We start from the raw sequence: 10,244 nt of genomic DNA, 5'->3' as shown, positions 1-10,244 counted from the left end.
GCACACAAAGACAAGACAGAACCTACCGGGGGCGGAAGCTGATATGGCAAGAGAATACAAGGATGTGATTGTTGGGCTGGATATCGGCACGGCCAAGGTCATGGCGGTGGTGGCCGAGGTCATGTCCAATGGCGAGCTCAAGCTGGCGGGCCTGGGCGTAGCCCCCAGCAACGGCTTGAAGCGCGGCGTGGTCGTGAATATCGATGCGACCGTGCAAAGCATCCAGCAGGCGCTCAAAGAGGCCGAACTGATGGCGGATTGCAAGATCCAGCGAGTGTGCACCGGCATTACGGGTAGCCATATCCGCGGTCTGAATTCCAGCGGCATGGTGGCCATCAAGGACAAGGAAGTCTCGTCCACCGATATGGCCCGCGTGATGGAAACCGCCAAGGCCATCAATATCTCGTCCGACCAGCGCCTGCTGCTGGTCGAGGCGCAGGAGTTCGTCATCGACGGCCACGAGGTGCGTGAGCCCATCGGCATGAGCGGCATTCGCCTTGAGGCCAAGATCCATATCGTGACCGGCGCCCAGAGCGCGGCCGAGAACATCATCAAATGCGTGCGCCGCTGCGGCCTGGAAGTCGAGCAGCTGCTGCTCAACCCGCTGGCGTCGGCCCAGGCCGTGCTGACCGATGACGAGCGCGAGCTGGGCGTGGCCGTGGTGGATATCGGCGCGGGAGCGACCGATGTGGCCATCTTCACCGGCGGTGCGATTCGCCACACGGCCGTGATCCCGATTGCCGGTGACCTGATCACCAGCGACATCGCCATGGCCCTGCGTACCCCCACCAAGGATGCCGAGGACATCAAGGTCGAGAGTGGCTATGCCAAGCAGTTGCTGGCCGATCCCGATGCCCAGGTCGAAGTGCCGGGCCTGGGCGACCGCAGCCCGCGCATGATCAGCAAGCAGGCCTTGGCCGGCGTGATCGAGCCCCGCGTGGAAGAGATCTTCTCGCTGGTGCAGCAGGTCATCCGCGAATCGGGCTACGAAGAAGTGCTGTCCTCGGGCATCGTGCTCACGGGCGGCAGCGCCGTCATGCCCGGGATGATCGAGCTGGGCGAAGACATCTTTCTCAAGCCCGTGCGCCGCGGGCTTCCCAAATATTCCGGTGCGCTGGCCGACATGGTCGCCCAGCCCCGTGCCGCCACGGTGATGGGCCTGCTCGATGAAGCACGTCTGGCACGTCTGCGTGGCTACAAGGTGGCCCAGAAGAGCGGTTCCATGAAGACCGCTTTCGGCCGGTTCAAAGACTTCATCGTGGGGAACTTCTGATATGAGCACTTATCGCATGTTCATCACCGGACCACCACAGATGGATTTTTCGCGGTATCGACGACGAAGACCGCGAAGACCTCAAGAGTTCGAAATTTCTTTTCCACAGCAGCGACAAACCACCACTAGAGAACAGGAGCACCACCATGCCTATCGACATGATTGAAACCGAAGAATTCAACCAAGGCACGCAGATCAAGGTGATCGGCGTCGGCGGCGGCGGCGGCAACGCCGTCGACCACATGATTGAACGCAGCGTTCAAGGCGTCGAATTCATTACGGCCAATACCGATGCTCAAGCTCTGTTGCGCAGCCGCGCTCACCGCACCATCCATCTGGGTGGCAGCGGCCTGGGTGCCGGCAGCAAGCCCGACAAGGGCCGCGACGCTGCGGAAGCTGCTGTGGAAGATATTCGCGCTGCCATCGAAGGCGCGCACATGCTCTTCATTACGGCAGGCATGGGTGGTGGTACGGGTACCGGTGCATCGCCTGTGATCGCACGAGTGGCCAAGGAAATGGGCATTCTGACGGTGGGTGTGGTGACCAAGCCTTTCGAGTGGGAAGGCGGCCGCCGCATGCAGAACGCTGACGCCGGCCTGGCCGAGCTGGAGGCGAATGTGGACTCGCTGATCGTTGTGCTCAACGAAAAGCTGCTCGATGTGCTGGGCGACGATATCTCCCAGGACGAGGCTTTTGCCCATGCCAACGACGTTCTGAAGAACGCCGTGGGCGGCATTGCCGAAATCATCAACGAGTACGGCCATGTGAACGTCGACTTCGAAGACGTGCGCACCGTGATGGGCGAGCCCGGCAAGGCCATGATGGGCACGGCCAAGGCCGCCGGTCCCGATCGTGCCCGTATCGCTGCCGAGCAGGCCGTGGCCTGCCCGCTGCTGGAAGGCATTGATCTGTCCGGCGCCAAGGGCGTGCTGGTGCTGGTGACTGCAGCCAAGGGGAGCCTCAAGCTGTCCGAGTCGCGTCTGGCCATGTCCACCATCAATGCCTATGCGTCTCCCGATGCTCACGTGATCTACGGCGCTGCCTACGATGACTCGCTGGGCGACGAAATCCGCGTGACCGTGGTGGCCACCGGCCTGTCGCGTCCCAATGTGCGTCGCCAGAACATCCAGGTGGTGCAGGGCGGTCTGCGTACCGGTACCGACAACGTGGCAGTGGGTCTGCCTCCCCTGGGCGGCATGGACTACGGCACGGCCAACACCAATGTGCCCAGCGTCTGGCGCACCAACCGTACCCAGGCTTCGGAGCGCGTGAGCGCGCTGGCGTCTGGCGGCATGGACGATGTGGAGATCCCGGCGTTTCTGCGCAAGCAGGCTGATTAAGCTCCCCCTGAGCGGCTTTGCCGCTTCCCCCTCTCTGGCGCTTTGCGCCGGAGGGGGACGACACCCTCGGTGCGGGGCGGCGGGGCCGCCCAGGCCCTTCCTCGGTGTCTCTGCCTCCGAGTGCGCCAGCGCTTGAGAGTCAGCCGCAAAGGCCTTTGGTTCGTTAAGGACTGATGGCCCATCAGTTCGCTGTATCGCAGCGATTAAGACAACCCTGGGTCGGCGTAAGCCGGCTCGGGGTTGTCCCATTTAAAATACCAGCATGCTTCAGCAACGTACCATCAAGACCATTTCCCGTGCCGTAGGCGTGGGCCTGCACAGCGGCCAGCGTGTCGAGTTGACGCTGCGCCCTGCCCAGCCTGATACCGGCATCGTGTTCCGTCGCGTGGACTTGCCTGAGCCTGTGGATATCCCCATTTCCGCCGAGGCAGTGACCGATACGCGCATGGCTTCCACCATCGGCAGCGGCGGCGCCAAGGTGCATACGGTAGAGCACCTGATGTCGGCCATCGCCGGTCTGGGAATCGACAACCTCTACGTGGACATCACTGCCGAAGAAGTGCCGATTCTCGATGGCTCCTCGTCATCGTTCGTGTTTCTGCTGCAAAGCGCCGGAATCGAGTTGCAGAAAGCGCCCAAGCGCTTCATCCGCATCAAGAGCCCGATCGAGGTGCGTGAAGGCGAAGGCCAGAACCTCAAGTGGGCGCGTTTCGATCCCTACCACGGCTTCAAGCTGCGCTTCGAGATCGACTTCGCTCACCCAGCCGTGGACTCCACGGGGCAGTGCGTGGAGTTCGACATGGGTCTGGACAATTACACACGCGACATCGCCCGCGCCCGCACCTTCGGCTTCACCAAGGATGTGGAAATGCTGCGCAACAACGGCCTGGCACTGGGCGGGGGGCTGGACAACGCCATCGTCATGGATGACTACAAGGTCCTGAACAGCGACGGTCTGCGCTATGACGACGAGTTTGCCAAGCACAAGATCCTTGACGCGATCGGCGATCTGTATCTGATCGGCAAGCCCATTCTCGGTGCCTACAGCGCCTTTCGCTCGGGTCACGGCCTCAACAACAAGCTGCTGCGCGCAATGATCGAGCAGCCCGAGACCTGGGAGCTCGTGACCTTCGAGAGCGAGCGCCAGGCTCCCCAGGGCTTTGCCATGCCCGCTCAGGCCTGGTGAGCGAGACCTCCATGCTGATCTTTCGCTGGCTGGCCACCTTGCTGATTCTGGCTTCGGCATTGAGCTTTGCCTTCTATCTGGGAACCGGCAAGGCGCATTACAAGCGCCTGGGCTTTTTGCTGTTCAAGTGGACGGTGATTGCCGGTCTGGCCTTTTTTGCCGTGATGTTTGTCGGACGCATCATCTGAGAACTAATGAATATTGATAGCGGCTTGCCAAATCCGGCTCGGCGCTTCATAGGTTTCTGTTCTGTAAACAGCACGCAAAAAGTGGTAAATCGGCAGTTGCTCACTTCTTGCAGCGCCGAAATTGGGTAAAGATGGATCTGCTGCGGTCGCCATGACCGGCCGCACACCTTGTTGACCGAAACAATTCGACAAAGGAGTACCCATGTCCCGTTTGACTACCCGCATTCTTTCTGCCTCCATTGCCGCCTGCCTGGGTCTGGGCAGTCTGGCCGTCCAGGCGCAGCCCGGCCCGCCGCCCGGCCGCGGCAATGGACATGGAGCGCAGGACATGCGCCATGGCGGTCGCCATGATGATCGTGGTCGGCATGAGCAGCGCTATGACAGGCGCGACGACCGACGTGCCGATCATCACGACAATGGTCGCCGTGGCGGTGGTCCCGACCATAACTGGTACAAGGGCAGTCGCGTGCCGCCGCAATACCGCAGCCAGCACTATGTGGTGAATGACTGGCGCGGCCACCATCTGTCGGCGCCGCCGCGTGGCTATCACTGGATTCAGAACGGCGGCGACTATCTGCTGGTTGCCATTGCCACAGGCGTGATCGCCTCCATGGTGTTGAGCGCCTATTAAGCAAATCACACCATCAAAAAAGCCGTGGCATGTCACGGCTTTTTTTGTATCGGGCAGAGCTTTGAAGCAGTGTGTGCTCCAGCTCGGGGGCTGCGAGGAAAAGCCATCCTGCGATCCCTTTCGAAGAGAGAAGGGGAAGCCGCGAAGCGGCTAAGGGCGAGCTCAATAGACCCGTCCGCCCCGGTACATGGCATGTTGCTTGCGGCGCAGATCGGTGGACTTGGCCATCAGCCCCATGGCGGCAGCCGCATGGGCATGGGTGATCGCCAGCCCCAGCGCGTCGGCGGCATCGGTGCCGGGCAGGCCGGGCAGTTGCAGCAGCCGTTTGACCATTTCCTGGATCTGGCTCTTGGCTGCGCGACCATGGCCGACCACGGCTTTCTTCATCTGCAGGGCGGTGTATTCGGAAACCGCGAGATTGGCGTTGACCAGGGCCGTCAGCGCCGCACCACGGGCCTGGCCCAGCAGCAGCGTGGACTGGGGGTTGACGTTGACGAAGACGATTTCCACGGCAGCCACCTCGGGCTGATAGCGTGAGGCAACTTCGGAGATGCCGTCGAACAGCACCTTGAGACGGCCCGGCAGGTCGCCGAGTTCCATCTTGTTGGTGCGTATGGTGCCGCTGGCCACATAGGACAGGCGCTGGCCTTCCATGTCGATGACGCCAAAGCCCGTGGTCTGCAGGCCAGGGTCGATTCCTAGAATTCGCATGGCTGTCGATTATCCACGTACAAAACCTTCACGCTCCATGCGGGTGACAGCAAGCAAGAGCCGCTTTGCGGCGATGCTGCCGTCCTCCTCGGGGAAGGCGCGGGGCCGCCCAGGCGAAGCGCCTCAGGGGGGCGTCACCATCGGTATATAGCGCGCAATCGTGCGACTGCGCTGCGCCAGATAGCGCGATTGCGGCATTTTCTCGAAGCGCTTGGGTGCCGGAAGCATGGCGGCAAGTCGTGCTGCCTCGGCCGCATTGAGCTGGGCGGCACTCTTGCGGAAGTAATGCCGGGCGGCGGCCTCGGCGCCGAACACGCCCTGGCCCCATTCCACATTGTTGAGATAGATCTCCAGAATGCGCTGCTTGCTCAGCATCAGCTCCAGCAATTGCGCCAGCACCAGCTCCTGGCCCTTGCGCAGAAAATTGCGTTCGCCCGACAGCAGCAGGTTCTTGGCCAGCTGCTGGGTGATGGTGGAGCCGCCATAGACCTTGGCGGGCTTGCTGTTGTTTCCGGCTTTTTCTGCCTGCATGGCCCTGGCCTCGGCTTTTGCGTTGCGCTGCCAGGCCCTCTGAACGGCATCCCATTCCACGCCGTGATGGTCCATGAAGCCGGCATCTTCGGAGGCAATCACCGCGCGCTTGAGGTTGCTGGAGATCTGGCCGTAGTCCACCCATTGCTGGCGCCAGCGCAGGCCCTCGCTGCTGTGGGCAAGCTGCCAGGCTTCGGAGCGCTGATAGCTGGTGGACTCTGGATCCAGCCATGCCATGACTGCGATGCGTGCTACAAAAAACAATTGCAGCAGCAGGGTGGCACAAAGCACCAGCAACAGCAGTCGGCCAAGAGCTTTCATGGTGGGGCGAGGTTTTAGTGAGCGGCTTCAGCGTGCAGCAGAGCGCGCAGTTCGGCCAAGACTTGTGCAGAGGGCGGACGCACGCCGCGCCATAGCGCAAAGGACTCGGCGGCCTGCTCCACCAGCATGCCCAGACCATCACGCGCCAGCGCGCCGTGGCTGCTGGCCCAATTCAGAAAATTCTGAGCGGCGGGGCCGTACATCATGTCGTAGGCCAGACTGCGTGCGTGCAGCACGCTGGCGGGCGCGGGCACATCAGCCCCAGCCAGGCTGCTGGCTGTGGCATTGATGATGATGTCGAAATTTTGGGTCAGATCAGTCTCAAGCACTTGCCTTTCAAGTGCTACCAGCTCTACGTTATGTAGTGTGGCAATGGCCGCATGCTGCTGGACCAGCGTTTGAGCCCTGGCATGAGTGCGGTTGACCACGACTAGGCGGCAGGGCTTTTGCTCCAGCAAAGAGCCCAGGGCTCCAGCGGCGGCGCCGCCCGCGCCAAGCAGCAGCACATCACGCCCGGCGATGGGCACACCGGCATTGCGGGTGATGTCGGCCACGATGCCCAGGCCATCGGTGTTGTCGGCATGAATGCCGTTGGCGCCGAATACCAGCGTATTGGCAGCACCAGCCAGCCGCACGCGCTCGCTGGTGCTGGTGGCCAGCTCGGCCGCCTGCAGCTTGAAGGGCACGGTCACATTGCAGCCCTTGCCGCCGCGCGCGGCAAAGTCGCGCACAAAGTCGGCAAAGCCATCCAGCGGCACCAGGGCGCGGTCATAGCTGACGGGCTGGCCGGTCAGCTCGGCGAAGCGGGCATGAATCCAGGGAGAGCGGCTATGGGCAACGGGGTTGCCCATGACGCAGTAGGCATCAAGCGTATTTGTCATAAAAAGGCTGAAGGAAATCGCTGAGCAGAGTTGGGTACGCGTTGGGGCAGTGGCCGGCGAGATCGGCGCAGCCTAAGCCAAGGCAGCCGCACAAGGGCCGTCCCGCCGCGCTGGCTGCGTTCCCCGCCTGCAAGCGAAGCGATGCGAGAGCGGGGGAAGGCGCCGAAGGCGGCACAGGGGGTCACCTTATGTCTGTTTCCAATGTCTGCTCGCGTGTGAACTTGAAGCGCGAGACGACGGCGATCTGATCGGCCTTGGTGCGCATGGCCGGGCCGAAGTGGCCGTAAGGGGCTGCGGCGCGGGCAATGGCCTCGGCACGGGTATCGAGCATGCGGTTACCCGAGCCCTGCACAACCTCGGTGGAAAGCACGCGGCCGTCATGATTCACGGTCAGGATCATGACCAGCTCGCCATACAGCTTCTTGCCCTTGTTCTCGGGGAAGTTTTCCGTGCCCTTGTCTTCCACCTTGCGGCGCAGCGCATCGTAGTAGACGGCGTACACGGCCTCCTTGGTGGCGGGGCTGATATAGCGCTTCTTGGGGCGGGCGTTTTCTGCGTTGATACGCTTTTCAATCTCGGCCAGCAGCTTGATGAGCTGCAAGCGCTTTTCTTCCTGGGCCTCCAGGGCCTTGTTGTCGGCGCTCAGGCGCGGGTCTATCGGGGGCAGCGCGGCCACCTGCTGGCGCAGTTGGGTCAGCAACTGATTCTGCTGCTCCTGCATGGCATCGAGCTGGCGCTGTTTTTCCTCGAAATCATCGCCCACCGTCGTCAGGGCCGAGTAGGGCATGGGACTGGTGGAACGGCCCTGGTCGGCATCGCCGCCGCCGGCCAGCGAGGTCTGGGCAATGGCCTGGGCCTTGTCCGGCGTCTCGTTGGCGCGGGCATTGACCAGAATCACTTCCAGCGGCGTGTCCTGAAACACGCGCTCAAAGCGTTCCGGGTCCACGAAGCGGACGGTCAGCAACACGGCATGGACGGCGATGGAAACGCCCAGCGCCAGCTGCAGCGTACTCAGTCGTCGAAGAGAGGTGGGCAGTTTCACGGCAGCGTCAGGGCGATGAGATGTGGAGGTCAGGACTTGGGCTGGTCTGCAGCGGGATCGGCGTCGTTCATGTCCACCGCAATGGAAATGGGGCCGGCCACGGCGTCGTCATCGTCCTCGCCGCTGTCCTCACCTTCCCTCTCGGCTTCGGCGCCTGCATCCAGGTGCTCGATCAGCGTGCCCGAGATGTCCAGCGAGATCTCGTCGATCTCGCCGAGCTTGACACGCACATGGGCGCCGCGAGGCAGGTTCTGCGCACCCAGTACGGGCAGTACCAGCGGCAGATTGTCGGCGCGCACCAGGAAGGAGCCGTTGGGCCCTTCCTTGAACACGCTGGCCGTCAGTTCGCTGATGCCGTTCTGCTCCAGATACTTGAGCGTCCAGAAGCGCTCCATGCCGGCCTGATAGCCGTTGTAGGCGCTGTAGGCGCCGTCAAAGCTGCTGATGATGCCGAACAGCTCGGCATCCTTGGGCTTGAAGGGCGCGGCCAGGGCAGCCGTCTTGCCATGGCGGGCGCAGGCAATGATCTGCCACTGATTGACCAGATCCACATAGCGGCGCAGCGGGGAGGTGGCCCAGGAGTAGGCTTTCACGCCTATGCCGGCATGGGGCAAGGCCTTGGTGCTCATGCGTACCTTGACGCCGGGTGCCAGGCTGGCCTGGCTGCGGTAGATGCCGGGCACACCGTGCTCGGCCAGCATCAGGCCCCAGGTGCTGTTGGCCACGATGGCGGCCTCGGCCACGATCAGGTCCAGCGGCGCGCCGCGCTTGCGCACGGTGATCTGCACCTGCTCGCTGCCATTGGGCTCGGCGCCGTCGTTGCCGACGAGACGGAAGTTGTAGTCCGGGCGGTTGAAGTTCTCGGGCTTGCCGCGCACCACTTCGCGATTGGCCTTGAGGAACTTGGACCAGCGCTGCAAAAAGGTGAGCTCCTTGCGCTTTCCCAGCAACGAATCAGGCGTATTTTCAACCTCGATTGAGGAGTCGGTCAGCCATTCCTCGGTGACGATGTGATCTAGCTTGTCGTAGCGGAAGTTGACTTCCACGGGCACGCGCTCGAGACGGGTTTCACTGGAGATGGTCTCCAGCGTCTCTTCGTTGATCTGCACATACAGCGAGACCGCGGGGTTGGAGCGGCCTTCGTCCAGCGTGTAGATATGCACCACGTCGTCGGGCAGCATGGTGATCTTGTAGCCGGGCATGTAGACGGTGGACAGGCGGGCGCGGCCCAGCTTGTCCAGCTCGCCGCCGGGCGTGATGGCCAGACCGGGGGCGGCAATGTGGATGCCCACGGTGACGGTGCCCGTGCCCAGGCCCGTGACGGACAGTGCATCGTCGATTTCGGTGGTGGCCGAGTCGTCGATGGAAAAAGCCTTTACATCGGCCACGGGCAGGTCGGCCGGTGGCTGGGGGGCCTGCACGGAGGGGAAGCCCGTGCCCTTGGGAAAGTTGTCGAACAGGAAGCGCTTCCAGTGAAACTGGTAGGAAGAGTCGATGGCGCCGGCGCGGTGCAGCAGCTCCAGCGGGGCCAGCTTGGTGGCGCGGCTGGCATCGACCACGGCCTTGTATTCGGCTGCGTTCTTGTCGGGCTTGAACAGAATCTTGTAGAGCTGTTCGCGGATTGCCTGCGGGCACTCGCCGCGGCCCAGTTCCTCGGCCCAGGCGTCGATCTGTGCCTGAATCTGCTTTTTCTTCTCGATGGCGGCAAGGGCTTGCTGCAGGATTTCTGCAGGAGCCTTCTTGAAGCGGCCCTTGCCCGCACGACGGAAATAATGCGGTGCGTCGTACAGGCAGAACAGCGCACCGGCCTGCTGGGCCAGCGTCGCGGATTCGGAAAAATAGTCACGCGCCAGGTCGGCAAAGCCGAACTCTTCCTCGGGCGCAAATTCCCAGGCCAGATCCAGGTCGATCTCGGCGGCCTGGGCCTGGCCCTGGGCGACCAACTCGGCAGGAGCCGGCTTCTCGAACTTGAGCAGGATATTGGCGGCCTTGACCTTGACCCGCTTGCCCGAGTCCAGCTCGACTTGGGCAGAGGATTCGGCTTCGGAGAGGATGCGCCCGGCCAGAAATTTGCCGGCTTCTTCAAACAGTGCGTGCATAACCGCGCATTTTCCCACGAGCCGAACATTCGGCGCTCAGA

The 10,244-nt window shown here is 62.6% G+C and carries 11 protein-coding genes; 5 read left to right on the top strand and 6 right to left on the bottom strand.

Translation table 11 applies throughout. From position 1 onward, the window contains the following. Nucleotides 1-43 precede the first annotated feature (43 nt). From ftsA to FSY45_RS27760, 4 genes are all read left to right on the top strand, one after another. A complete protein-coding gene (gene ftsA / locus FSY45_RS04190) occupies nt 44-1,273 on the top strand; it encodes a cell division protein FtsA (protein WP_003051293.1) in 1,230 nt (409 codons plus the stop codon). A gap of 146 nt (nt 1,274-1,419) precedes the next feature. Further along, on the top strand, nt 1,420-2,613 hold the full coding sequence (ftsZ, locus tag FSY45_RS04185; protein WP_003068965.1) for a cell division protein FtsZ: 1,194 nt from the start codon (nt 1,420-1,422) through the stop codon (nt 2,611-2,613). A 262-nt stretch (nt 2,614-2,875) separates the two neighbouring features. Further along, entirely contained in the window at nt 2,876-3,799 is a 924-nt protein-coding gene (lpxC, locus tag FSY45_RS04180) for a UDP-3-O-acyl-N-acetylglucosamine deacetylase (protein ID WP_003068962.1), read from the top strand. Between the two features lie 11 nt (nt 3,800-3,810). Then, nucleotides 3,811-3,987 carry a hypothetical protein gene (locus FSY45_RS27760; RefSeq protein WP_003068960.1) on the top strand — a complete coding sequence of 59 codons (177 nt, stop codon included), beginning with the start codon at nt 3,811-3,813 and terminating at the stop codon, nt 3,985-3,987. 3 nt (nt 3,988-3,990) lie between these two features. Here FSY45_RS27760 and FSY45_RS04175 read toward each other — a convergent pair whose 3' ends face one another. Next, entirely contained in the window at nt 3,991-4,191 is a 201-nt protein-coding gene (locus FSY45_RS04175; RefSeq protein ID WP_131667110.1) for a hypothetical protein, read from the bottom strand. Here FSY45_RS04175 and FSY45_RS04170 point away from each other — a divergent pair. Next, nucleotides 4,190-4,618 (top strand): RcnB family protein, encoded by a 429-nt coding sequence (locus tag FSY45_RS04170; protein WP_046460595.1) that lies wholly within the window; start codon nt 4,190-4,192, stop codon nt 4,616-4,618. The two genes, FSY45_RS04175 and FSY45_RS04170, sit on opposite strands and share 2 nt — an antisense overlap. A gap of 162 nt (nt 4,619-4,780) precedes the next feature. Here FSY45_RS04170 and ruvC read toward each other — a convergent pair whose 3' ends face one another. The 5 genes from ruvC to FSY45_RS04145 form a co-directional block, all read right to left on the bottom strand. Beyond that, nucleotides 4,781-5,329 carry a crossover junction endodeoxyribonuclease RuvC gene (gene ruvC, locus FSY45_RS04165; protein ID WP_003068955.1) on the bottom strand — a complete coding sequence of 183 codons (549 nt, stop codon included), beginning with the start codon at nt 5,327-5,329 and terminating at the stop codon, nt 4,781-4,783. Nucleotides 5,330-5,452: 123 nt separating this feature from the next. Further along, nucleotides 5,453-6,181 carry a monofunctional biosynthetic peptidoglycan transglycosylase gene (gene mtgA / locus FSY45_RS04160; RefSeq protein WP_003068953.1) on the bottom strand — a complete coding sequence of 243 codons (729 nt, stop codon included), beginning with the start codon at nt 6,179-6,181 and terminating at the stop codon, nt 5,453-5,455. 14 nt (nt 6,182-6,195) lie between these two features. Continuing rightward, complete coding sequence (gene aroE / locus FSY45_RS04155) at nt 6,196-7,062, bottom strand: shikimate dehydrogenase (RefSeq protein ID WP_046460596.1); 867 nt, start codon at nt 7,060-7,062, stop codon at nt 6,196-6,198. Nucleotides 7,063-7,243: 181 nt separating this feature from the next. Beyond that, on the bottom strand, nt 7,244-8,104 hold the full coding sequence (locus FSY45_RS04150; RefSeq protein ID WP_046460597.1) for an energy transducer TonB: 861 nt from the start codon (nt 8,102-8,104) through the stop codon (nt 7,244-7,246). 29 nt (nt 8,105-8,133) lie between these two features. After that, entirely contained in the window at nt 8,134-10,203 is a 2,070-nt protein-coding gene (locus FSY45_RS04145) for a ribonuclease catalytic domain-containing protein (protein WP_046460598.1), read from the bottom strand. Nucleotides 10,204-10,244 lie beyond the last annotated feature (41 nt).

This window comes from Comamonas sp. Z1 (assembly GCF_008121555.1).
GTDB lineage: Bacteria > Pseudomonadota > Gammaproteobacteria > Burkholderiales > Burkholderiaceae_C > Comamonas > Comamonas thiooxydans.
The sequence above is the reverse complement of the archived record's forward strand: the minus strand, read 5'-3'. Positions and strand labels throughout refer to the sequence as shown.

Bases quoted from the DNA above. Each gene is read 5' to 3' on its own strand.
- ftsA (WP_003051293.1), top strand. From the start codon at position 44: ATGGCAAGAGAATACAAGGATGTGATTGTTGGGCTGGATATCGGCACG.
- ftsZ (WP_003068965.1), top strand. From the start codon at position 1,420: ATGCCTATCGACATGATTGAAACCGAAGAATTCAACCAAGGCACGCAG.
- lpxC (WP_003068962.1), top strand. From the start codon at position 2,876: ATGCTTCAGCAACGTACCATCAAGACCATTTCCCGTGCCGTAGGCGTG.
- FSY45_RS27760 (WP_003068960.1), top strand. From the start codon at position 3,811: ATGCTGATCTTTCGCTGGCTGGCCACCTTGCTGATTCTGGCTTCGGCA.
- FSY45_RS04170 (WP_046460595.1), top strand. From the start codon at position 4,190: ATGTCCCGTTTGACTACCCGCATTCTTTCTGCCTCCATTGCCGCCTGC.
- FSY45_RS04175 (WP_131667110.1), bottom strand. From the start codon at position 4,191: ATGGGTACTCCTTTGTCGAATTGTTTCGGTCAACAAGGTGTGCGGCCG.
- ruvC (WP_003068955.1), bottom strand. From the start codon at position 5,329: ATGCGAATTCTAGGAATCGACCCTGGCCTGCAGACCACGGGCTTTGGC.
- mtgA (WP_003068953.1), bottom strand. From the start codon at position 6,181: ATGAAAGCTCTTGGCCGACTGCTGTTGCTGGTGCTTTGTGCCACCCTG.
- aroE (WP_046460596.1), bottom strand. From the start codon at position 7,062: ATGACAAATACGCTTGATGCCTACTGCGTCATGGGCAACCCCGTTGCC.
- FSY45_RS04145 (WP_046460598.1), bottom strand. From the start codon at position 10,203: ATGCACGCACTGTTTGAAGAAGCCGGCAAATTTCTGGCCGGGCGCATC.